Here is a 25,674-nt window from a genome sequence, read left to right as displayed (position 1 = left end):
GATGATAGGAGGATGAAATAGCATGTCAATATTTACAGGTGCAGGTGTAGCCATGATTACACCTTTTAAAGAAGATTTATCAGTAGATTATGATCAGCTGGAAAAATTTATTGATTTTCAGATTGATAATGGAACAGATAGTATCATTATCTGTGGAACATCCGGAGAGGCTTCAACAATGAGCCATGACGAACAGATTGAAGTTATCTCTGCATGTGTTTCTCATGTGAATAAAAGAGTTCCGGTCATTGCCGGAGCAGGAGCAAATTGTACAGAAGAAGCATTGTCTCTTGGAAAAAGAGCGCAGGGTGTTGGAGCAGATGCGCTGCTTGTTGTAACACCATATTATAACAAAGCGACACAGGGAGGACTGGAAGAATATTATACAACGGTTGCCGGAGCAGTCGATGTTCCAATTATTATGTATAATGTACCAGGAAGAACTGGAACAAATATTCAGCCAAAAACAGCTGCAAAAATTGCTAAGACAGCAGAAAATATTGTTGCAATTAAAGAGGCAAGCGGAGATCTTTCTCAGGTTGCAACACTTGCCTATGAAACACAGGGAGATCTTGACATCTACTCAGGAAATGATGATCAGGTAGTACCAATTCTTTCTTTAGGAGGAAAGGGTGTTATTTCTGTACTTTCTAATGTTGCACCAAAGGAAACACATGATATGGTTGCAAAATATCTGGCAGGAGATGTGAAAGGAAGTCTGGAAATTCAGATGAAATATTTAGATGTTATTCATAATCTGTTTGCAGAAGTAAATCCAATCCCTGTAAAACGTGCATGTGCAGAAATGGGATTCTGTCGTGATATTTTAAGAAGACCTCTGACAGAGATGGAAGAGCCTCATGCGCAGCTACTGATTAATGCAATGAAAGAAACAGGAATTCTTTAAGGAGCACAAACGATGACAAAAATTATGATGCACGGCTGCAATGGCGTTATGGGTCAGGTAATTACAAAAATTATCGAAGAGACAGATGACGCAGTAATGGCAGCAGGAGTAGATCGTCAGGATGACGGACATAATGATTATTCAGTATATACAAACCTTTCTGACTGTAAAGAAGAAATTGATGCGATCATTGATTTTTCAGCAGCACCTGCTGTCGATGGATTGATTGATTATGCAGTAGAAAGACAAATTCCGCTTGTTCTTTGCACAACAGGATTGAGCGATGAACAGCTGGCGAAAGTAGAAGAAGCAAGTAAAAAGGTTGCCATTTTACGTTCTGCTAATATGTCTCTTGGAATTAACACATTATTTAAATTATTAAAATCCATGACAAAGCTTTTGGCAGATGCTGGATTTGATATTGAAATTGTAGAAAAACATCACCGCAGAAAACTAGATGCACCTTCTGGTACAGCATTGGCCCTTGCAGAAGCAGCCAACGAACCATTAAACAATGAATATGAATTTGTTTATGATCGAAGCCAGAGAAGAGAACAGCGTCCAAAGAAAGAAATCGGTATTTCAGCAGTCCGTGGAGGAACAATTGTTGGAGAACATGAAGTGATCTTTGCAGGACAGGATGAAGTGATTGAATTGAAACATACCGCATATTCTAGAGCTGTATTTGCAAAAGGTGCCGTAAGCGCAGCATTGTATCTTGCAGGAAAGCCAGCAGGAATGTATGATATGAGCGATGTAATTGGATAAAAATAAAACAATAAAAATGGATGTCGGCCTATGATATGTTGCCGGCATCCTTTTATTTTAATGAACTGTTTTGGCTTTTGGATAGACATTCCTCATTTTTTGGTCATCAAAATGCTGATCAAGCATTTTCTCAAAGGAATTTTTTGCTGAGATATGTTTTCCTCTTTGGTCGTAACGGATCAATGCACATAAAGATATCAGCATATTTACTGTCATAAACAAGACGAAAATCCATGTTATGATGGTTCCAAAAGTTATCGGAAGTTTTTCAATCAAATTAGACAGAAGTGGATAAATTTTTCGAAACCAAATGACAGCAGCAATTCCCCAGAAAAAGCAATAAAGGAGATTGATTCTTCCATTTAGGTTAAATGGCATACCGCTATAATCCCAGAAAACTTTTCCAAATACCAGTTCGCTTAAAACACTGCAAAGGTATTCATAAGCACCACCAAGAAATGTCCCAGTTAAGAATAAAAAACTTTCTGAACGATCTTTATATTTATATAAAAGGATTGTGACACCTACAAAGGCAAATCCCCATACAATACTAAATGGCCCAAAAACAAGACTGCTTCGGCTCATCCATACGCCCATTTTTAATCTGCAAAAAATCGTTTCTATAATATCTCCGAGAAGAGAACCAATAAAAAATAAAAGAAAAATCTTATAAAAACAACATCCAGCAGCAAATACAGCTGGTTTCTCAGTTTCTTTTGTTTCGGTACGTGTTGGATAAGCTCTTTCTAATCGATGCTCCACATGGGAAATAATAAAATATTCAAGGCGACTGCTAATTTTTGAGAACCAGGCGTCGGCTGCCAGCCAGCGTTCGGGATCTTTTGTTTTATCATAAAGCACAATAGCAGTTGCAAAAATATCAATGACTAGGATACCAATCAGAATAAATAAAATCAAATGTCCAAGAAAAGATGGAATCATATGGTAAATCATAAGAAAAACAGGATTTCCAAAACGAATGGTAAGGACACCTAGAAATCCCCAAAAAATAGAATAAGGTAAACAGATATATCCGTCAAGATTCCATTTTTTTTGTGAATAATCCCACCAGCGCTCATGATAATAATGTTCAATAGCATGACCGCCAATCCATTCGATAACGGTTGCATCAATGGAAGAAACGACAAATAACCATGGGATGGATAATCCGTGTCCGTTTAATGTGATCAATATACCTGCAATTCCATAAGAAATACAGAAGGGACTGTTAATAAAACCGCGGTTTACAAATCTTTTTTGGTGAAAAGCAAGTTGTATAACTTCAAGAACCCAGCCGAAAAAAGAATATAAAAAGAATAACCATAAAAAATCAAAAAAATTGTGAATCATCATTTGTTTCCTCGTTTGTAAAAATGTAGTATAAAAGAGTATAAAAAAAGTGTTGAAAAATGTCAATCATTGTGAAGAGATTTTGTGCAAAAATGTTATGGAGATGATAGGAATTTTCGATTAAGAATGTTATAATAATAACAAATAGTACAACTGTGCACTCATTATGGAGGTGTTTTTATGGCAATGATTATTGGAAGTCCGACCCGATATATTCAGGGAAAAGGAGAGATGAAGAATCTTTGCAGCTATGCAGACAACTATGGGAAAAAACTTTTTATTCTGACTAGTGCTTCTGGAAGAAAAAGAGTAGAACCAGCCATTACACAAGGACAGGGAGACAGTGAGATTGTTTATGAAACATTTAATGGAGAATGCTGCATGACAGAAATCAATCGTCTGATTGAGGTTGTGAAGAATGCAGGGAGTGAGATTATTGTTGGAATCGGCGGTGGAAAAATTCATGATACGGCAAAGGCTGTTGCTTATTATATGAAGAAACCCGTTATGATTGTGCCAACGATTGCATCGACAGATGCACCATGCAGTGCGTTGTCTGTTATTTATACAGACGAAGGTGTTTTTGAGAAATATCTGTTTTTACCATCTAGTCCGAATATGGTTATGATTGATACGGATATTGTAAGTAAAGCGCCGGTCCGTTTGTTAATCTCTGGAATGGGAGATGCAATGGCAACCTATTTTGAAGCAAGAGCTTGCAAACGTTCTGATGCGGCAAATTGTGTTGGCGGAAAGTGTACCTTAGCAGCTATGAACCTTGCTCAGCTTTGTTATGACACTTTAATGGATAGCGGAGTCCAGGCGATGATTGCAGTAAAAGAAGGAATTTGTACAAAAGCAGTAGAAAATGTAATTGAAGCGAACACGTATTTATCTGGAATCGGATTTGAAAGTGGAGGTTTGGCAGCGGCACATGCAATCCATAATGGATTAACAGCGATCCCGGAAACACACAAACTATATCATGGAGAAAAAGTAGCTTTCGGAACTTTAGTACAACTTGTGCTGGAAGATGCAGGGGAAGATGAAATTATGGAAGTGATTGATTTCTGTACAGAAGTCGGATTACCAATCACATTAAAAGAACTTGGAATTACGGAAGTAAATCCGGAGAAAATCATGGAAGCGGCTACACTGGCCTGTGCACCAGAAGATACTATGGGAAATATGCCATTTGAGGTGACACCGGAAACTGTATATGCAGCAATTATGGGAGCAGATGCTTTAGGAAGATATTACAGCGAATAAAAAAATAAATAAAAAGCAAAAGAAGAGCAACATCCTGTGGGAAGCTGCTCTTCTTTTCTTATTTTGAAAAAACAATTGTTTTATTTTTTATTCAACTGTTACAGATTTTGCTAGGTTTCTTGGCTGGTCTACATCATATCCTCTGAATACAGTTACGTGATATGCAAGAAGCTGTAATGCAACTGTGACTCCAAATGTTCCAAATAAGTCATCTACGTTTGGTACCTGAATCAGGTCATCATAAATTCCTTCGTAATTTGACATATCTTTGTCTGTTACCATAATAACATGAGCACCGCGGGCTTTCACTTCTTCAACGTTAGCCATTAATTTAGGTAAAACATTTTCCTGTGTTGCGACAGCGATTACAGGAACACCTTCAGTAATCAGAGAAATCGTTCCATGTTTTAATTCTCCAGCACTGTATGCTTCAGCATTTACATAAGAAATTTCTTTTAATTTCAGGCATCCTTCGCATGCGATACCATAATCTAAGCTTCTTCCAAGATAGAAAGCTGAAAATGTATCTTTGATCTTTTCAGAAATTGTTTTAATATAATCATCCATCTTAAGAACCGCTGGAACAGTATCAATTGCGGCCTCAAATTTCTTACAGAAATCAGCCATTTCTTCTTCTGTCATTTTATGATTTACTTCTGCAAGTTTTAAAGCAATTAAATACATACCTGCACACTGTACAGAAAATGCTTTTGTACTAGCAACAGCGATTTCAGGACCTGCATGAGTATAAAGTACATAATCGCTTTCACGTGCAATGCTGGATCCTTTTACGTTTACAATAGAAATTGTTTTTGCTCCACGTTCATTTGCCAGACGAAGTGCTGCAAGAGAGTCAGCGGTTTCACCAGACTGTGTAACAACAATTACTAATGTATTTTCATCAAGGATCGGATTCATATAACGGAACTCAGAAGATAATTCAACCGTTACAGGAATACGGAGCATAGATTCAATTAAATGTCTTCCAATTAAACCTGAATGCCATGCAGTTCCACATGCTGTAATAACAACTCGATTGATTCCCTTGAAAATGTCATCAGAAATGTTATCAGCAGAAAAATCTGCATGACCGTTATGGATACGAGGCAGTACAGTGTTATGAAGAGCTTCTGGCTGATCATAAATTTCTTTCTGCATAAAGTAGTCATATCCACCTTTTTGAGCTGCTGTTGTATCCCAATCAACATGAAGCATTTTTGGTTCTTCTACTTTTTCGTCCATTGTATATAATGTAATACCATCTTTTGTCATAACAACAATATGTTCTTCTGGTACAACAAAATAATCTTTTGTATATTTTAATAATGCTACCATATCAGAAGCGATAAATGCACCATCTTCTGTGTAAGAAGCTACCAAAGGGCTGGCATTTCTCATACAGTAGATTTCTCCTGGATGATCTTCGAACATCACACAGAATCCATAAGCACCTTCAAGAATCTTATCAGCTTCTCTTAATGCTGCAAATGGATCTCCATTATATAAAGAATCAATCAGCATTGCAGCAACTTCTGTATCTGTTTCAGAAATAGCAGTATATCCTTTTTCTTTTAAAGCAACTGTCAGTTCTTTATAATTTTCGATAATTCCGTTATGGATCAGTGTTACTTTTCCTGCAACATGAGGATGTGCATTGACATCAGTAACACCACCATGAGTAGCCCAACGTGTATGTCCAATTCCGCATGTTCCTTCAATACCTTTTGTAGCAGCAACTTTTTCACGAAGTTTTGAAACTTTTCCTGTTGTTTTTACAATTCGTGTTGTTGTGCCGTCATTTACCGCGATTCCGGCACTATCATATCCACGATATTCAAGCTGTTCCAATCCGTTTACTAAAATATCTGCTGTCTGTAATTTTCCGGTAAATCCAATAATTCCACACATAATAAAAATCTCCTATTCAATTTGCGCAACAAAAGAAAAGGAAGGAAAGTTCCGTTTTTTTCTTCCAAAAATCTTTTGTCCTTTTTTGTCATTTTCTAATAATAAAATATATGTGGTTTTGTTCGGATTATACTGCCTTTGTTTCATGATTGCTCATGGTTTTGCTCAGTATATAACACAGTCCGAAGCTGCGGGAAAGCATCCGCCGAATGTTTCGATCACTTTCCTCCTCGTTAACCTTCTAAGTGGCAAAACAGATTGCCGTTTCCGTATCAAGAAGGTGCATGGCGCTTCTAAATCTCTAATACTCCTTTCTATATTTAAGACTTTATCGGATATTCAAAACCCTAAATATCTGACGGTGGTATCTTAACACGGAAATTTAGAGAAGTCAAACAAAAATGAGGAAAGTTCATAGATTTTTAATGATTTTTTTGGTCTCGTTCTTTTAAATCAAGCAATAAATGATGAATAATTTTAATATCACGAGGATCAGCATTTCTCGCATCTTTGATAAGATCATAAAGAGCATGATTCTTACAGACGTCATACTCATCCATCGATTCTTCCAACATTACAGAGGATAATTGAAAATCTTCCTCGCATATTAAATCATCAACATACACACCAAGATAAGACGCAATTTTATAAAGATTTGCTGCATTTGGGACACTTTTTCCATGTTTCCAATTGCTTAAAACGGTTTGAGTTACGCCGGTTTCTTTCCAAATTTTATAAGGGGTGATGCCACGTTTTTTAAGAAGTGTTTCAAAAGTTTTATACATAAAAGTTCCTTTCAATTTAATTAAATATACTTAATGAAAGAATATATGCGTTGGCGAGAAAAAGTATTGACTAATAAAGGAAATAAAGGTAAAATGTACTTACATTAGCGTAAGTATCGATGCAATACTTTTTTTGTTTTTTTATTACAAATCAACATAAAAAAGTATATCGTAAATTTGAAATATTTTCAATTGTATTTCATATTGGATGAATAAATTCTTACGCTTGCTGCATACGATGAATTCTAAGGGGGAAATATGGATTCAGACAAGATGGGAGAAAATTCATGAAAAAATATCAAAATGATGTTGCAACAGACAGTGATGTCTGCTGCGATTTTTTTAGTGGTGAAGCAAGTAAGCAACGCCCATGGATGAACAATTATCCGGACGAAATGAGGGATATGAAAGTTCCGGATTGTTCGCTTTTTGAATTTTTGAAAGATCATATCAGAGATGAACAGTCTGCAATCATTCATTATTATGGGTGTGATTATAACTTTAAGGAAATAAAAAAGAAAGTTGATGATACAGCCATGGCAATGTGTGCCATTGGTATTAAACAGGGAGATAAAATCCCTGTATTTCTTCAGGCAGTTCCAGAGTTTTTGCTGTTGCTTCTAGCAGCAGAAAAAATAGGGGCTGCAATTGTCTGTAGAGATGATACACCGCAAAATTGCGCGGATGCGATTAAAAAGACAGGATCTAAATTTTTGTTTACACATGATTTTTTATCGAAGGAAGATGAAAAATTATATTTTGAGGCAACAAATCTTGAAAAGATCATTACGATATCTCCTTATCATATGGCTGATAAGGAAAGTATGTCAGATCATATAATCAAAAGTATTGAAGAAAGGTATCCGGAGCAGAAAGCAGACAATCAAGCAAATCTTACTTGGGAGGAATTCCTTTTAAATGGAGAAAAAACAGAAATTCCTTCGATAAAAGAAGATCATAGGATACCATTGTTTTGTGCTTATACAAGTGGATCAACGGGAGATCCAAAACAGGTGATTCATTCTGCACAAAGTATGATTGGAGTGTTATTTCAGATGACACCATTTGCACCTGCGATGAAGCAGAGGATGACGTGGTTGCATACAATTTTACCGCCAGCATTGGTTGCGGTTGTTGTGTCGATGATATTAAATCCATTGGCAACGAATAAACTGCTGATTCTCGATCCGTTTTGTAAAGTAGAAGATTTGGATCTTGAGATGATGCGTTATCAGCCAAATTGTTGGGCATCCATTCCATTATTTATGGAATTTTTATTACATAGTAAACGGATTCCGCAAGATTATTCAATGAAGCATCTTTATGCAGTTGGAGCAGGAGCGGAAGCATTAAATAATAGACAGATTCGACGGATTCATGCATTTTTGAAGAAACATCAATGTCATGCATTTTTCAGTACTGGTTATGGCCAAAGTGAAGCAGGTTCAAGCTGTACAATGCCTTGTCCAGGAGAATCTATCGAAGATTGTTGTTATGGAATTCCAATGCCTGCAACAATTATTTCTGTATTTGATAAAGATGGAGAGACAGAACTTCCATATGGAAAGATTGGAGAGATTTGCCGGACGGGTCCTGGAACCATGATTGGATATGATGGACTAGAAGCAACACAAGAGGTACTAAAAGTCCATAGAGATGGAAAAGTATGGCTTCATACCGGTGATTATGGATATATAACAGAAAAAGGATTGCTGCATATTCTCGGTCGTGGACTGAAAGAACGGGCCGGAGGCGGATATCTTTTTGAGCTGGTTATGGAAAATCGTGTTTGTGATGTCCAAGGGATTGAAGATATATTTTTTGTTGTTGTTCCGGATCAGAAAAATCCGGGATATTATCTGCCATATGCCTACGTGCAGCCAGAAGACGGGGCAGATCTGGAAGAAATAAAGGAAAAGATATGTATTCGACTTGAGCCTCATGAAATACCTTGTGAGATAACGGCGATTAAACATCGTCCTTATTTTCATTTTAAGACAAACCGTAAAGGACTGACAGCAGAGATCTTGAAAAAAGGGCAGAAAATAATAAAGAAAGAACCGATTCTTAACAAGGGAAATGATACTGTAAATATAAATACAAGCAATATAAAGGAGGATCTATGAAGAACATGAAAAAGATCTTAGCTTGGATGATGGTTCTTGCAGTAAATGCAAGTATGATTCCGGTGCCAAATGTTGTTGCTGCAGCACCAGTGCAACAAAAGACAGCTTCTACAAAAGCTTCTTCTAATGTTAGTACAGCAAAAAAAACAGCGGCACAGACAAAAGCGGAGAAAAAAGCAGATGCAGCCGCTATTAAAGAAATAAAAGCAAAACAGAAAGCAGCTACAAAAGCAGCTGTTGCTAAAACGAAAGCGAAAAAAACAGAACAAAAAACAACTAAGGGAAAATTAAAAAATACGATTGAAAAAGGAATTTTTCAAAATCGCAAACAGACAAAAGTATCGGTATCATCTTACGATGCTTCCCAAAATGAGGTAAAAGAAGCTACCAGTGAAGTATTAAAAGATAATAGTGTATCAAAATTGGTAAAAGTATCTTATGATACACAAAAAGATGGAACTGTAAAAGCAGTAAATGTAAAAACAGATGCAACTTATATGATGGCAATGGATGAGCTGGATGAAATTAATAAAGCTAGTGCAAGTCCTCTGTCTGATGAAGAAATGCAGCAAGTTTATACAGATTATGCACAGCTTCAGGCTTATTACGAAAGCAAACCAGATTATTTTGGAGTTGCCAGTCCATACTTTTGCGCAAAAGACTCTGAAGGAAAACCAATTCGAGCATTACTTTCTGTAGCAGATATTAGCTTTGAAGATATTGGGAAGTCAGAACAAACATCAATTAAAACGGTGGATGGATTGATTCAGGGATACTATTATGCATTAAGTTCTATGATTGACGGTGATGCTAAATATTATGGACAGCAGTTATTAAATGTAAAAAATCAGGCATTACAATCAATCAAACCTGGAATGTCAACCGCGCAAAAACTTCTGGCTTTAAATGACTGGCTTGGAAATTATGCAAACTTTGATATGGCTTATATCAATAACTCTATGAATAAACAGACAACAGCATCTGGAGATCAGGCTTCTCAGTTATTTGACGGTGTGAAACGTTCTTCTGCTTTTGGTGTGCTGGTTGATCGTAATAGTGTATGTCTGTCTTATACAGCTGCGTATAATTATCTTGTACAGTGTGCATGTCCTGAAATTTATAAAAATGGAGACACATGGAAGACAAAAGACGAAGTTAATGGAAAATTACAGCCTGTCTATGAATCAGATGGTACAACTGTAAAAACGGTTGATGGTGTAAAACAGTATAAGAATACAGGAAACCCAACTTATATTGTAGATTTTGTAAGAATCCAGTGGGATTCTGATGTTGAAATGTATGGGGAAAAATCTCATTTTAACAATGCGCATTTCTTCAGTGCGGTAAAAGTACCAAACAAAGATAATAAACAGAAATGGTATTATGTGGATTCCTGCTACAATGATATTTATGTAGAGTGTATGCAGAGAAACCGTGTAGAAACTGATGGAAATATGACACATTCTTATTTCTTAATTAGTGATTCTTCTTTAAGAAGTCAGTTTAAAGGAAACTTTGCATATATTGATACATTATATAAAGATGTATCTAATGACACAACTTATGAAAACAATTCATGGGTAACAAAAGCACAGGGACCAATCTATACGGATAACACATATTATTATTATGTAAAAAATACATCTTCCATTAGTAATAATACTTATAAGCAAGGAGAAGATCTTCTTGTAAGAAGAAAAATCAGTGATGGTTTATTAAGTGGAAACGAGACTGTTCTTGTAAATTATAATACTGGAGCATCAGATACAAAAGCAACAGGAACAAATCTTGTAACAGAAGGCTATAAAAAAGATAATGATGAAAATGTAAAGAAATATCCAGCAATTGTTCATTCAACAGCACTTTACAATAATGCATTATACTTTAATGTAGATAATAAAATCTTAAAATATGATTTATCTACAAATGCGATTACAAAAGTAAAAGAATATAACAAAGTATCTGCAAAACAGGACGAAAGCAAGAAAGACTTTGCAGGAATGTCCTTTAATGTAACATCTGATGATGATAAGGATGCAGCCTATACGGTATATAATCATCCAATTGCGGGATTAGCAATCAAAGATGATGGAAAATTATATGTATCCATTGCAACAAACTATGCAAATGTTTCTGATTATAAATATGAAGAAACAAATTATAACAGCAGCTATGTAAGCTGGGGATCTTATAAAAAAGGTGGAGACAACGATAACCAGGAATTTATGTGGAGTGCAAACTTTGTAGATACACTGGATATGAGCCATGTGGCAGGAACTTCTCATGATTATGAGACTGTTACGGTTGCTCCAACATGTACCGAAGATGGATATACAGAAGAACGTTGTAAGACTTGTGGAGAAATCAAAGAAGGTACAAAAAAAGCAGATGGTCAGAAAGCAGCTGGACATCATTATATAAAAGAAAAAGATGTATACTACACAACAGATGATGCTGGAAAGAAAAAATCTGGAACAGCCTATATTTGTACAGGATGTCTGGATGCAGCTGAGAAACTTCCAGATGGAGCAAAAGAAGGACATCTTTATGCAGAACCAGAATATACATGGTCTGATGATAATAAAGAGTGTGTAGCAAAAATAAGCTGTCAGATTTGTAAAGATATCAAACTTGACTGTTTAGACGATGATCAGAACAAAGATAATTCTAAAGATATTACAATCACAGAGAATGCAACACTGGATAACGATGAAAAAGAAATTAAGATTGAAAAATCAGATGATTTCAATTGTGAAAATGGCGGAACAGTTACTTATGTTGCAAGTTTCAATATCAATGGAAAAACTTATACAACACCAAAAGAAGTAACAGTAAAAGCTGGAGAGCACGTTTATGGAACTCCAAAATTTGTATGGACATCTGCCGAAGATGGAATGATGACATGCAAGGCTGTAAGAAAATGCCATTTATGTGATAAGGAAGATTCTCAGGATTGTCAGATCACAGAATCTGTGACAAAAGAGCCAACTTGTACAGAAAAGGGAGAAAAAACTTACAAAGCTTCCATTGCTTTAGATGGAACAGAATATACAGCAGAAAAGACAGCAGATGTAAAAGCAACTGGACATAGTTATGGACAGCCTGAATTTAAATGGTCTGATGATTACAAGACATGTAAGGCAGAATTTACTTGTAGCAAATGCCAGGATGTTCAGAGCGTCGATTGTAAAGTAACAGAAACAATTAAGAAAGGTAACTGTCAGACAGAAGGCAGCAAGTTCTACACAGCAACTTGTGAATTCAATGGACAAAAATATTCAAAAGATACCGAGCCAATTGCAATTCCAGCAGGACATCATGAATATGATGCAAAATATACATGGAGCAAAGATGGCAAACAGTGTAAGGCAGTTCTGACATGTAAATATAACGACAGCACAGTTACAAAAGAACTAAAAGGAAATGATATTAAGAAAACAGTAGTTAAGGCAGCAACTTGTACTGCAAATGGAACTGTAAAATATACCGTATCTTTTGAAGTTCAGGATGAAACTTATACATCCTCTAAGACGATTACTCTGAATGCGACTGGACATAACTTTAATAAGAATGGTGTTTGCAAGAAGTGTAAAGCTCAGATGCTTAAGAGTGTTGCTGATGCCAGCAAGAACATGACAGTGACATGGGAAAAAGTATCTGGAGCAAACGGATACTATGTATACCGCAGCACAGATAGAAAGAAATTTAGTAAAGTTAAAACAATCACAAGTGCAAATACTGTGAAGTTTAATGATACAAAGGCAAATAAGAATGGACAGAAATATGTCTATAAAGTCAGTGCTTATGTTAAGAAAAATGGAAAAGCAACAATTACAGTAGCTTCTAAGGCAAAGACAGGATATTTCCTGACAACACCAAAATTAACAAGAGTGAAAAATATAAGTGGCGCAAAAGCAACCGTTGCATGGACAACAAATACAAAGGCTTCTGGATACCAGATTGAATACACAATAAAAGGTGGAAAGAGTCAGACTATTACTGTTTCCTCAGCAAAGAGTAAGAGCAAAACAATTAGTAAGCTGACAAAGAAAAAAGTTTACACAATTAGAGTACGTTCTTATAAAACTGTATCAAAAACAAAATATTACAGTGCATGGAGCAGCAAGAAAGACGTCAATGTAACAAAATAAAAAGATATATAAAGATTCCCTGTAGTTTCAGACTACAGGGACATCTTCATATTATTAATGAAATACAACCATAAAAATACTTAAGAAGCGGAGGAGTTTAAATGAAATTGTGGAAAAAAAGGTTTGTAGGGATTGCCTGCTTTCTTTTCGCCTTTTTCGTGTTTACAAACTTTCATGAAGTTTGTGCGGCAAGCAAAAAGAGTGTGGAAGAAAAAATTACCAAGGAAATCTTCAGTAAGAAACCAAAGAAATCCATTGATATTTCTTCTTATGATTTAAAAAAAGCAGATGCAAAGAAAGCAATTGAAAATGTCTTAAAAGAAAATAATTGTGAATCTCTTGTAACCTACTCTTTAAAGACAGGAACAGATCAGAAAGTAGACAAGATCAATATAACAATGGACAGTGCTTTGGAATCAGTTGTCACTGAGGTTAATGAAATCAGTGAAAATGATAATAACAACAGTGAGAATGATGAAAAAAAATTAGCTGAGCAAAGACAAAAAACGATTGCAGATTATGCAAAGCTGCAGAAGTATTATGAAGCCAACCCGGACTATTTTGGAGTACCAATGCAGTTCTTTTATAAAAAAGATACAAAAGAGACACCTTTAGGAGCGATTGCAGCACTGGCTAATATTGATTATAATAATGTGGATTCGAGTGTGAAAGTGCTTACGGAGCTTGATAAAAGGATTGATGGTATACAGCAAGGATTACAGGGATTTGTACAATATTATGGAAAAGAATTCCTACAACAAGCCGATAAAATTTTGGCAAAAGTAAATGATAAGAATATGTCAGAAGTTGAAAAATATATGGTCTTAAACGATGAACTGGCAAATCTGATTACATTTGATGATGCATTTTTCCAGGGAAAACAGGAATTTATTTCAAGTACAGCCTTTGGAGCATTGGTTGAGAAAAAAGCCGTATGTATTGGATACTGCAGCGCTTATGCTTATATTGTTCAGCGTATGCACCCGAAAATTTATAAACATAAAGATGGTACATGGAAGACAAAAGAAGAAGTCAGAGACAATGCCATTGTTGATTATGCATGCCGTACCCATGATCATTACATCAATGCCATTAAGATTGATGGAAAATGGTATTATGTAGATCCAAGCTTTGCAGATATTAAAGTAGAAGAAAACCAGAGAGTTCGTGCAGAAACCGAAGGAAACTTAGGTCATATGTTCTTCTTATTTACACAGAAGAGCTTTGAAAATTGGAGCGGTTTCTCAGGTACGGACTTAGATACTGCATATGCAGATAAATGTACCGATGATACTTATGAAAATGCATGGTTTAGCCAGGTAGATAGTAATATTCCATATGATTCTACTTACTGGTATTATGTAAAACCACAGGTCAATACAAAAGTTTTACTTGATGGTGGTGTTTATCATGATAAGCGAGATCAGCTGACATGTAGAAATCGTAAGACTGGTAAAATTCAGACACTGGTGGATTATGAAACAGGAAAAGTATATACACCAGATGGAAAAGAAGTAGCAACAAATCAGGATATTGCCAAAGAATACAAAATTGATGTAACTTATAATAAGACTTATCCAGGAGTACAGCACTCTGTAGGTTTATATGCAGGAAATCTTTATTTTAATCTTGGAAATAAGATTTATAAATATCAGCCAAAGAGTGGAAAAATTGTTCTGATCAAAGAATATAATGAAGTTGCTGTAAAACAGACCAATGATGCCAATGTATCTCAGTCTTTCTATATTACTTCCAATAGTAAGGAAAGTATTATGAAGCTGCAAGAACGCCCAGTTGCAGGACTTTCTATCAAAGATGGAAAGATGTATGTAGCACTGGCAACAAATTTCAGCAGTAAGACAGAGTATAAAACAGAATGTGTTGCTTATAAACCTGCGTATGGAAATTTCGGAGAAGATAACGGATTAAGTAAAAAATTTGAAAAATGTGCCAATGTAAAAGAAACATTGAATATGAAACATTTAGCAGGAACAAAACATACATATAAAAAGGTTACAGTAGCACCAACATGTTTAAGAGAAGGTTTTGAAGAAGAACGTTGTACCGTTTGTGGACGTATCAAAGCTGGAACAAGAAAGAGAACAAAAAATCCATTAACGCATGAATATGAACACGTACAGGAACCAGCAGAAAATGAAGACGAGGGAGAAGGAATCGATACCAACGTCTGCAAGATCTGTAAAAAAACAGATGAAGATGGATTGACTTATGCTGCTCCAGTGTTTGAATGGTCAGAAGATGCAAAAACATGTACTGCTGTTTTTAAAGAAAAATATGATCGTCCGGAACAGAGAATTGAATGTACAATCACATCCAAGAATCAGAAAGCTTCCTGCACAAAACCAGAAGCAACAATTTATACAGCAAGTGCTAATTTTGATGATAAAACATATATTGGCACAAAAACAGTTGTGACCAGCAAAGCTTTAGGGCATGATTATGACAAAAAAGATATTTGTAAACGATGTGGAGCGAAGAAACCTTCTAGTACAGTGACATTAAAAGCGAAGAAAGGTGTTTACACAGGAAAAGCGATCGCAATTGATCCTGCACAAGTAAAGGGATCCACAGGAAAAGTAACTTATAAATATTATGTCGACAGCAAATGTAAGAAAGCAACAAGCAAAGCAAATGCAGGAGCAGCCGGAGCACCAGTAAATCCAGGCGTTTACTATGTAAAAGCGAGTGTTGCTGCAGATAAAAATTATAAAGCCGCAACAAGCAAAGCTGTAAAACTGACGATTGTTCCAAAGACACCAGTGATTGTTTCTGTTTCTAATAATGGAAAAAATCTGTCTGTTACATGGAAAAAGGTAAGTAAAGCCAGTGGTTACTATGTATATCGTAGTACAGATGGAAAGAAATTTACAAAAGTTGCAACAATTAAGAAAAATACTGTTCTGAAGTATAATGATACAAAAGCAAACAAAAATGGACAAAAATATGTTTATAAAGTTTCTGCTTATTATTATGGAACAGCAACTGTAACAAGCGCAGGTTCTGAAGTGAAGACGGCTTATTTCTCAAATAAAAAATAAGTAAAATTCAGTCCCATCCGTTGTAGAATCTGCAATGGGTGGGCTGTTGTATTTAAAAACTTATAAAATGCAAAATAAAGGGAATGGAGGTATCTATGAAGGAACGTATGAAAAGAAGAAGCAGAAAATTTCTTGGAATTTTTTGTCTGGTTTTTGCCTTTTGTCTTTTTGCAAATTTGAATTCGGTTCATGCTGCAGCAAAAAAAAGTGTGGAAACCAAAATCACAGAGGAGTTATTTAAGAAGAATGTAAAAAAATCCATTGATATTTCTTCTTATAACTTAAAACCTGCAGATGCAAAAAAAGCGGTCAATAAGGTTTTGAAGAAAAATCATTGTACATCTCTGGTAACCTATTCTTTGAAAACCGGAAAAGATCAGAGGGTAGACAAAGTCAATGTAACAATGGATAGTGCCTTTGAAGCGGCTGTTGGGGAAATTAACCAGATCGGGGCGAAAAATGTAAAAGATGGTACTGATGCAGCAAATCAGCAGGAAAAATTGCAAAAAGCCATTGCAGATTATGCAAAACTGCAGGAATATTATGAAGCTAACCCAGATTATTTTGGTGTACCGGTGCCGTTTTTCTATAAGAAAGACACGACAGAAAGCCCATTAGGAGCTATAGCTGCCCTTGCTGGAGTGGACTATAATACATTGACACAGACACAGGACCTTGATGCGGTTGATAAACAGATTAACGACATGGAACAAGGATTGGAGAAGTTTGTACAATATTATGGAACTTCTTTCTTAAAAGAGGCAGATAAAATTCTGGCAAAGGTAAATGATAATAGTATGTCAGAAGTTGAAAAACAGATGGTTTTAAATGATTATCTGGCAAATCTGATTACGTTTGATGATGCATTTTTCCAGGGGAAACAGAAATTTGTTTCGAGTACAGCCTTTGGAGCGTTGGTTGAGAAAAAAGCGGTATGTATTGGATATTGCAGCGCTTATGCTTATATTGTCCAGCGTATGCATCCGGAAATTTACAAAAATGCCGATGGTACATGGAAGACAAAGAAAGAAGTCGGAGATAATGCCATTGTTGATTACGCATGTCGTACCCATGATCATTACATTAATGCAGTAAAGATTGATGGAAAATGGTATTATGTAGATCCAAGTTTTGCAGATATTAAAGTAGAAGAAAATCAGAGAGTTCGTACAGAAACCGAAGGAAACTTAGGTCATATGTTCTTCTTATTTACACAGAAGAATTTTGAAAAATGGAGTGGTTTTTCGGGTAGTGATTTAGATACTGCATATGTAGATAAGTGTACAGACAGCACTTATGAAAATGCGTGGTTTAGTCAAGTAGACTCTCCTATTTCTTATAATGACAGCTATTGGTATTATGTAAAACCACAGGCAAATACAAAAAATCTATATGAAGGCGGAACTTATCATGACAAACGAGATCAGCTGACATGTAGAAATCGTAAGACTGGTAAAATTCAGACACTGGTGGATTATGAAACAGGAAAAGTATATACAACAGATGGAAGAGAAGTAGCAACCAATCAGGATATTGTAAATGAATATAAGAAAGATGTTCTTTATAATAAGATTTATCCAGGATTGCAGCATTCTGTAGGATTGTATGGAGGAAATCTCTATTTTAATCTTGGAAATAAAATTTATGAATATCAGACAGCAAATGGAAAGATTACTTTAATCAAAGAATATAATGAAGTCGCTGTCAAACAAACCAATGATGCTAATGTATCTCAGTCATTCTATGTTGCCGCAGCAAATGAAGGCAGCATTATGAAAGTAAAAGAACGTCCAGTTGCTGGCATTTCTATTAAAGATGATGGAAAGATGTACGTTGCCCTAGCAACAAACTTAAGCAGCAAGACCGATTATAAAACAGAATGTGTCAATTACAAACCTGCATATGGAAACTTTGGAGAAGACAATGGATTAAGCAAGAATTTTGAAAAATGTGCGAATATCAAAGAAACACTGGATATGAGCCATTTAGTAGGAAACAGCCATAATTATCAAAAAGTTACAGTTGCACCAACATGCTTAAGAGGCGGATTTGAAGAAGAACGTTGCACAATTTGCGGACGAGTGAAAGAAGGATCAAGAAAAGAAACATCTGATCCAGTGAGCCATCAGTATGAATACAATGCAACAGAAGAAACAAGAATTTGTAAAATCTGTAAAAAAGCAGATCCAGAAGGAATTACATACAAGGAACCAACCTATGAATGGGCAAAAGATGGATCAAGCTGTACCGCAGTGTTTAAAGATGAAAACGGAAAAAATGAAAAGAGGATTCCATGCAATGTTACTTCTAATGTGACACAGAATGTAAGTTGTGAACAGGATGAACAGACAACTTATACGGCTACCTGTACTTTTGAAGATAAAGAATTCAAAAATACAAAAGTAGTGCCAACAAAAAAAGCAACCGGACATCAATATGGAGATCCAGAATTCCAGTGGTCTGAAGATAAAAAAACATGTAAGGCAGTCTTTATATGTAGCGCTTGCAAAGATAAAAAAGAAGCAGATTGTAAAGTAAACAAAGAAGAAGAAAAAGCAACCTGTGAAAAGGATGGAAAAACTACTTACACAGCAACTGTTACATTTAATGGAAAAGACTACACCAATACAAAAACAGAGAAAGAAGAAGCAACTGGACATCAGTATGGAGATCCAGCTTTTACATGGTCAAAAGATAAAAAAACATGTAAGGCAGTCTTTATATGTAGTGCTTGTAAAGATAAAAAAGAAGTAGATTGTAAAGTAAACAAAGAAGAAGAAAAAGCAACCTGTGAAAAGGATGGAAAAATTACTTACACAGCAACTGCTACATTGAATGGAAAAGACTGCACCAATACAAAAACAGAGAAAGAAGAAGCAACCGGACATCAATATGGAGATCCAGAATTCCAGTGGTCTGAAGATAAGAAGACATGTAAGGCAATCTTTACATGTAGTGTCTGCAAGCATGAGGAAAAAGTAGATTGCAAGATGACGGTCAAAGAAGAAGAAAAAGCAACCTGTGAAAAGGATGGAAACGCTACTTATACAGCATCCATTACATTGAATGGAAAGAATTATACAGATGCAAAATCAGTTGTTGTAAAGGCAACTGGACATCAGTATGGAGATCCAGCTTTTACATGGTCAAAAGATAAAAAAACATGTAAGGCAGTCTTTATATGTAGTGCTTGTAAAGATAAAAAAGAAGTAGATTGTAAAGTAAACAAAGAAGAAGAAAAAGCAACCTGTGAAAAGGATGGAAAAACTACTTACACAGCAACTGCTACATTGAATGGAAAAGACTACACCAATACAAAAACAGAGAAAGAAGAAGCAACCGGACATCAATATGGAGATCCAGAATTCCAGTGGTCGAACGATAAGAAGACATGTAAGGCAGTCTTTACATGTAGTGTCTGCAAGCATGAGGAAAAAGTAGATTGCAAGATGACGGTCAAAGAAGAAGTAAAAGCAACTTGTGAAAAGGATGGAAACGCTACTTACACAGCATCCATTACATTCAATGGAAAGAATTATACAGATGCAAAATCAGTTGTTGTAAAGGCAACTGGACATCAGTATGGAGATCCTGTATTTACATGGGACAAAGAGTATAAGAACTGTACAGCAAAAATAATTTGTAAAGCATGTGGAAAAACAATAACAGAAACATGTAAAGTCAGTAAAGTAGAGACAAAAAATCCAACAGATGCAGAAAATGGATATTATTTGTATCGTGCAGAAGTTGTATTAAATGGTAAAACATATACGAATGATCAGAAAGAAATTATTCCAGCAACTGGTCATAAGTATAATAAAGCGCCAGTCTTCAAATGGTCTGAAGATAAAAAGACATGTGTAGCAGAATTTAAATGTACAACTTGTAGCAATGTACAGCAAGTTCCATGTACTGTTTCCTTTGAAGAAACCAAGAAAGCAACTTGTGAGAAAGATGGAGAAGCTGTTTATACAGCATCTTGCAAGTTTGATGGAAAAGGCTATGTTAATGTAAAAACGGTAACAGTGAAAGCAACTGGACATGAATATGGAGAAGCAGCTTTTACATGGTCGAAAGATTATAAAACATGTACAGCAAAAGCAACTTGTAAGACATGTGGAAAAACTGTGACAAAAACATGTAAAGTAAGCAAAGTAGACAGCAAGGAAGCAACCGATACAGAAGATGGATATTGTCAGTATCGTGCGGAAGTGGTATTGAATGGAAAAACTTATACCGATGATAAAAAGGAAGTTATTCCTGCAAAAGGTCATCAGTATGGAAATCCAAAATTTGTATGGTCCAAAGATTATCAGAGCTGTGTATTAAAACTTACATGTGCAGATTGTAAAGATGTGAAGGAAATTGAGTGTACAGTCACATCAAAAGGAACCAAAGCTACATGTACAAAAAATGGAAAAGTTGTTTATACAGCAGTGGGTGCCTTTTATGGAAAAGAGTACAAGGATTCCAAAACAGTTGCAGTAAAAGCAACAGGTCATGATTTTGATAAAAATGGCGTTTGCAAGAATTGTAAAATTCAAATGCTTAAGAGTGTTTCAAGTGCTGGTAAAAATATGACAGTGTCATGGAAAAAAGTATCCAAAGCAAATGGTTACTATGTATATCGCAGTACGGATGGAAAGAAATTTACTAAAGTGAAAACAATTACCAGTGGAAACACAGTGAAATTTAATGACACAAAAGCGAATAAGAATGGACAGAAATATGTTTATAAGATTGTTGCTTATACAAAAGATAATAATGGAAAAGAAACAGTCATAGTAACAACGAAGAAAACAAAGACAGGATATTTCTTAAGTACACCAAAAGTAACCAGTGTTAAGAATCAGAAAGGTGCAAAAGCAGTTGTTGCATGGACAACAAATAAGAAGGCATCCGGATATCAGATTAAATATACGGTCAGTGGCGGAAAGAGTCAGACAATGACAGTTTCAGCGAAAAATAAGAATGCTACACTTAAAAATCTAAAAAAGAAAAAGATTTATACAATCAGAGTACGTTCTTATAAGACAGTATCAAATACAAAATATTACAGTGCTTGGAGCAGTAAAAAAAGTGTAAAAGTCAATAAGTAATAAAATCTGATGGATGAACCAAGGAAAAACCTCTGCAAAAAAGCAGGGGTTTTTCTTTTGTAATCGCTCGAACTTCATAAAGTTTTAAGAGTTTTCAATTGGACACTTTGTGAAAGGAATGGTATAATATTACGATGATTACAGATGGATTATTTGTATGAATCGAAATGAGATGGGACATTTAGTCCATGATAAAAGGAGAAAGGCATGAAGATTTTTTTGAATCAGATACAGACAACAGGAAAAAAAATCGGTTGGCTGATTGTTGAAAAACTCAGAAAACATCCGATTTTATGCAATGTTGTTTTGTCCGTACTCATGGCATTCCTTCTGGAAGTATTAGGACGTCAGACATTTGATCTTAGTGCAATCGGGTTTGTAAATGAAAGAACGAAGGTATTTTTGTATAGTATCTTTATCATTTTCCTGACTTATTCGGTTGTGTTGATCGTGAAGAGAAGATTGTTTTTTTATATTCTTGTGACGTTGCTCTGGAGTATTGTCGGAATTGTCAATTTTATGATGCTGAGTTCGAGAAACACACCATTTACTTATGTTGATGTCACCTTGATGAAATCAGTGCTGCCGGTTATGGCAAATTATTTTACACCGCTTGAAATTACAGCAATTGGAGCATTGCTTCTAATTTTATTGATTTTACTTGTTGTATGTTATATGTACCTTCCAATGGAACATCATTTGGGAAGAAAGAGAGAGTGGGTAAAATTTGTAATTATCTGTGTTGCATTTGCCGGTGTTACAAAATATAGCTTCAAAACAGGGATGTTAACAGATAAAATTCATAATATACGAATTGCGTTTAGTGATTACGGTACTCCGTATTGCTTTTCAATTACGGCATTAAAAAATGGAATTGAAAAGCCAGCTACTTATTCGAAAAAGCGAATAGATAAGATTGAGAACCGAACAAAAAAGGCGATTGCAAAGAAAGAAAAAAATGAGAAAAAAAATCATGAGACCATACAAAAACCGAATGTAATATTTGTTCAGTTAGAATCGCATTTTGATATTACGCAGGTAAAAGGAATTAAATTTAATAAGGATCCGCTTCCAAACTTTCACAAATATATGAAAGGTTATTCTTCTGGACATCTTGCGATGCCTTCTTATGGGGCAGGAACAGCAAATTCAGAATTTGAAGTTATTACTGGGATGAATTTGGATCATTTTGGAGCGGCGGAATACCCATATAAAACGATTCTTCAGGAGACAACAACGGAAAGCATGGCAACGTTGCTGAAATCATACGGATATAAAGCGCATGCGATTCATGATAACAGTGCGGCATTTTATGATAGAGACCTTGTTTTTTCACAACTTGGATTTGATACTTTTACGACAAAGGAAAGTATGAATATTACAAAGTGGACGGAAAATGGATGGGCAAAAGATTATATTTTGACAGGCTATATCAATGATTGCCTGAATTCTACAAAAGGACAGGATTATATTTATTGTATATCTGTGCAAGGACATGGAGATTATCCAACAACAGAAGTGATTGAAAATCCGGAAATTAAAGTTAGTGGAATCAAAGATGAAGCATTAAGAAACAAATATACGTATTATGCAAATCAGGTATATCAGATGGATCATTTTGTCGGACAGTTGGTACAGTCTTTGAAGAAACGAAATGAAAAGACCATTCTTGTAATGTATGGAGACCATCTTCCAAGTCTTGATATTGAGGATAAAGATTTGACTTATGGAAACAAATATGAAACAAGTTACTTTATCTGGGATAATATGGGGCTGAAAAAGAAAGATGGAACGATTCAGGCTTATGATCTTAGTTCTGAAATTTTAAATAAACTTCATATTCATACAGGAGTTATGAACAGTTATCATCAAACAAGGAAGGGAACAAAGAACTATCAGAAGGATATGAAAGCTCTTCAGTATGATATGCTTTATGGAAAACGGTATGTATGGAATCAGAAAAATCCATTTAAGGCAACGAACATTACCTTTGGTATTAGAAATCTTGAAGTAACAAAGGCATATGAGACAGAAGATAGTATTTTCCTTGTAGGAAATAATTTTACGAATTATTGCCAGGTTTATGTTGGAGATGTGAAGATTAATACAACGTATCATAATGAACATTTACTGGAAGTGTCAAAAAGTGATTTAAAAGATGGAAATACATTCAAAGTAAGCATTGTAAGTAAGGCACCGAAGGTGCTTCGAAGCTCAAAAACCTATGTATATAAAGAAAAAAATGAAAAATAGGCAAAGAAGCTTGTGCACCGCATTAAGCATATGCTATAATAATTGAATGTTTGTGAAATTTACAAAATGATAATAATTATTTAGGAGGATTCATAGAGATGAGTTTGCAAGTGGAAAACTTAGAACATAATATGGTAAAGGTAACAATTGAAGTTGATGCAGCAAAATTAGATGATGCGATCAAACAGGCTTTTAATAAGAAAAAAGGACAGTTCAACGTTCCTGGTTTCCGTAAAGGAAAAGTACCTTTTCAGCTGATCGCAAAAGAATATGGTGTTGAAATCTTCTATGAAGATGCAGCAAACATCTTAATTCCAGATGCTTATGCAGAAGCAATGAAAGATAGTGATCTGGAAATTGTTTCAAGACCACAGATTGATGTTGTACAGCTTGAAAAAGGAAAAGACTTTATCTTTACAGCAGAACTTGCAGTAAAACCAGAAGTAACATTAGGTGAGTATAAAGGAATTGAAGTTCCTAAGACACGTGTTATGGTAAAGAAAGAAGAAGTTGAGGCAGAACTGAAGAAAACTCAGGAACAGAACGCAAGAGAAATTACAATCGAAGATCGTCCAGTAAAAGACGGAGATATTCTGACAATTGATTATTCAGGATCTGTTGATGGAGTTAAATTCGAAGGTGGAACAGCACAAGACCAGACATTAGTTATCGGTTCCGGAGCATTTATTCCAGGATTTGAAGAACAGCTGATCGGAAAAGAACTGAATGAAGAAACAGAAATCAATGTAACATTCCCAGAAGAATACCATGCACCTGATCTTGCAGGAAAAGAAGCTGTATTTGAAGTGAAAATTAAGGGAATTAAAGAAAAAGAACTTCCAGAACTTGATGACGAATTCGCATCAGAAGTTTCTGAATTTGAAACACTGGATGAATACAAAGCAGATGTAAAAGAAAAAATCCGTGCACGTAAAAAAGAAGAAGCAAAAACAGAAAGAGAAAACAAGATTGTTGATGCAGCTGTAGAAGCTTCTGAAATGGATATTCCGGAAGCTATGATTGAAGAACAGATTCAGCAGATGACAGAAGAATTTGCTCAGAGATTAAGCTATCAGGGACTGAGTCTTGAACAGTATCTGCAGTTCACAGGAACAGATGCTCAGAAATTTGCAGATGATATGAAACCACAGGCATTAAAGAGAATTCAGACTCGCCTGGTATTAGAAGCAATTGTAAAAGCAGAAAATATTGAAGCAACAGAAGAAGATTTCAAAGCAGAACTGGATAAAATGGCATCTATGTATCAGATGGAATCTGAACAGCTGGAAAAAATGATCCAGGGTGCTCAGAAAGAACAGATGTTATCTGATATCGCTGTTCAGAAAGCAGTTGACTTCCTCGTTGCAGAAGCAAAATAAGACGAATTAGGAGGATGCAGTATGAGTTTAGTACCTTATGTCATTGAACAGACAAGCAGAGGAGAAAGATCGTATGATATTTTTTCCCGTTTATTAAAAGAAAGAATTATCTTTTTAGGAGAAGAAGTCAATGATGCGACTGCAAGTCTGGTAGTTTCCCAGCTTCTTTTTCTGGAGTCAGAAGACCCAGACAAAGACATTAATTTCTATATCAACAGTCCAGGAGGATCCGTTACAGCAGGAATGGCGATCTATGATACCATGCAGTATGTAAAATGTGATGTTTCTACTATGTGTATGGGAATGGCTGCAAGTATGGGGGCATTTCTTCTGGCAGGAGGAACAAAGGGCAAGAGGTTTGCATTACCAAATGCCGAAATCATGATTCATCAGCCATCCGGAGGAGCGCAGGGTCAGGCAACAGAGATTGAGATCGCTGCGGAACATATTCTTAAAACAAAGAAACGTTTAAATACGATTTTAAGTGAGAATACCGGACAGCCGTATGAGACCATTGCAAAAGATACAGATCGTGATAATTGGCTTTCAGCTGATGAGGCTGTTGCCTATGGATTAATCGATCGTGTTGTAGAAAAGAGACAATAAACAAAGAAAGTTTG

At 35.5% G+C, this 25,674-nt stretch carries 13 protein-coding genes; 10 read left to right on the top strand and 3 right to left on the bottom strand.

Annotation, left to right across the window (positions count from 1 at the left end; translation table 11 throughout):
- Positions 1-22: 22 nt before the first annotated feature.
- Positions 23-907, top strand: coding sequence for a 4-hydroxy-tetrahydrodipicolinate synthase (gene dapA, locus KQI71_RS04935; protein ID WP_216434653.1), 885 nt, complete (start codon positions 23-25; stop codon positions 905-907).
- Between the two features lie 12 nt (positions 908-919).
- Positions 920-1,675 (top strand): 4-hydroxy-tetrahydrodipicolinate reductase, encoded by a 756-nt coding sequence (gene dapB, locus KQI71_RS04930; protein ID WP_216434651.1) that lies wholly within the window; start codon positions 920-922, stop codon positions 1,673-1,675.
- A gap of 57 nt (positions 1,676-1,732) precedes the next feature.
- Here the strand turns inward: dapB and KQI71_RS04925 are convergent, their stop codons facing one another.
- Complete coding sequence (locus tag KQI71_RS04925; RefSeq protein ID WP_253287939.1) at positions 1,733-3,028, bottom strand: putative ABC transporter permease; 1,296 nt, start codon at positions 3,026-3,028, stop codon at positions 1,733-1,735.
- A gap of 177 nt (positions 3,029-3,205) precedes the next feature.
- Between KQI71_RS04925 and KQI71_RS04920 the strand changes: the two genes are divergently transcribed.
- Positions 3,206-4,294, top strand: coding sequence for a glycerol dehydrogenase (locus KQI71_RS04920; protein ID WP_216434650.1), 1,089 nt, complete (start codon positions 3,206-3,208; stop codon positions 4,292-4,294).
- A gap of 87 nt (positions 4,295-4,381) precedes the next feature.
- Here the strand turns inward: KQI71_RS04920 and glmS are convergent, their stop codons facing one another.
- Positions 4,382-6,202, bottom strand: coding sequence for a glutamine--fructose-6-phosphate transaminase (isomerizing) (gene glmS, locus KQI71_RS04915; protein WP_216434648.1), 1,821 nt, complete (start codon positions 6,200-6,202; stop codon positions 4,382-4,384).
- Positions 6,203-6,624: 422 nt separating this feature from the next.
- On the bottom strand, positions 6,625-6,987 hold the full coding sequence (locus tag KQI71_RS04910) for a helix-turn-helix domain-containing protein (RefSeq protein ID WP_216434646.1): 363 nt from the start codon (positions 6,985-6,987) through the stop codon (positions 6,625-6,627).
- 287 nt (positions 6,988-7,274) lie between these two features.
- On the opposite strand from KQI71_RS04910, the gene KQI71_RS04905 reads away from it, so the two are divergent.
- The 7 genes from KQI71_RS04905 to clpP all read left to right on the top strand — a co-directional run bounded on the left by KQI71_RS04905 (position 7,275) and on the right by clpP (position 25,660).
- Complete coding sequence (locus KQI71_RS04905) at positions 7,275-9,113, top strand: class I adenylate-forming enzyme family protein (RefSeq protein ID WP_216434638.1); 1,839 nt, start codon at positions 7,275-7,277, stop codon at positions 9,111-9,113.
- A 5-nt stretch (positions 9,114-9,118) separates the two neighbouring features.
- Positions 9,119-13,264: a fibronectin type III domain-containing protein gene (locus tag KQI71_RS04900; RefSeq protein ID WP_216434635.1), complete on the top strand. Its 4,146-nt coding sequence runs from the start codon at positions 9,119-9,121 to the stop codon at positions 13,262-13,264.
- Positions 13,265-13,365: 101 nt separating this feature from the next.
- Positions 13,366-16,323 (top strand): hypothetical protein, encoded by a 2,958-nt coding sequence (locus KQI71_RS04895; protein ID WP_216434633.1) that lies wholly within the window; start codon positions 13,366-13,368, stop codon positions 16,321-16,323.
- Positions 16,324-16,418: 95 nt separating this feature from the next.
- A complete protein-coding gene (locus KQI71_RS04890) occupies positions 16,419-21,422 on the top strand; it encodes a fibronectin type III domain-containing protein (RefSeq protein WP_216434632.1) in 5,004 nt (1,667 codons plus the stop codon).
- Positions 21,423-21,629: 207 nt separating this feature from the next.
- Entirely contained in the window at positions 21,630-23,675 is a 2,046-nt protein-coding gene (locus tag KQI71_RS04885) for a sulfatase-like hydrolase/transferase (protein WP_253287938.1), read from the top strand.
- A gap of 98 nt (positions 23,676-23,773) precedes the next feature.
- Positions 23,774-25,054, top strand: coding sequence for a trigger factor (tig, locus tag KQI71_RS04880; protein WP_216434629.1), 1,281 nt, complete (start codon positions 23,774-23,776; stop codon positions 25,052-25,054).
- A gap of 21 nt (positions 25,055-25,075) precedes the next feature.
- Positions 25,076-25,660 (top strand): ATP-dependent Clp endopeptidase proteolytic subunit ClpP, encoded by a 585-nt coding sequence (clpP, locus tag KQI71_RS04875; protein WP_216434627.1) that lies wholly within the window; start codon positions 25,076-25,078, stop codon positions 25,658-25,660.
- Positions 25,661-25,674 lie beyond the last annotated feature (14 nt).

The sequence above is a fragment of the Anaerostipes sp. MSJ-23 genome, assembly GCF_018918155.1.
Lineage (GTDB): Bacteria > Bacillota > Clostridia > Lachnospirales > Lachnospiraceae > Anaerostipes.
This window is presented reverse-complemented; position numbering and strand designations above follow the sequence as displayed.